General features: G+C 52.7%; 1 protein-coding gene. It reads right to left on the bottom strand.

The features are described 5' to 3' along the window. The coding region (locus tag BABA_RS27795; protein ID WP_211214146.1) for a hypothetical protein at window positions 1–384 on the bottom strand (384 nt) is incomplete at its 3' end. Window positions 385–524 lie beyond the last annotated feature (140 nt).

Here is a 524-nt window from a genome sequence, read left to right as displayed (position 1 = left end):
CGTTGTTTGTGGTCCCATTCCCGTCCCTGTGGCTATCGGTGTTCCTGTTGCAGAGTTTCCTGCATAGATGGCAGAGATATAATATCCATAAGGGATTTTATTCGCCGCTGTCGCTGTATTGGAAGGCGTGTTCCAGCCAGTTGGTAGTGATTGTGCGACATTCGCTCCTGTCGTCCCTCCTGTCGTTGTCATACTGCTGGGTACAGCCGGCGTGTGCTGTGCCGTGTTGATATAGCCATAGTTGAAGGTTGCCGTTTGTGCTGCAGCTGTGAGCGTGACCGTATAGTTGTTGCTTGCTTGAGTCGCACTGACTGTCGGGTTGGCTGCTTGCGAAAGCTGCCAGTGTTGCTGCAGTTGTCGCACCTGTATAGCTCGTCGTGCCATTCGTGATATCCGTAATGTTGTAGCCTGCAGGGACAGCTGAGGTCAAGTCACTGGCATAGTTTTTAAGGAGGGTCGTAGAGGCGAAAGGATTGTCAGTTACGACCGAGCTATCGGTCGTAACTCCAGTTCCTGCTGCGCCG

This window comes from Neobacillus bataviensis LMG 21833 (assembly GCF_000307875.1).
Lineage (GTDB): Bacteria > Bacillota > Bacilli > Bacillales > Cytobacillaceae > Neobacillus > Neobacillus bataviensis.
The sequence above is the reverse complement of the archived record's forward strand: the minus strand, read 5'-3'. Positions and strand labels throughout refer to the sequence as shown.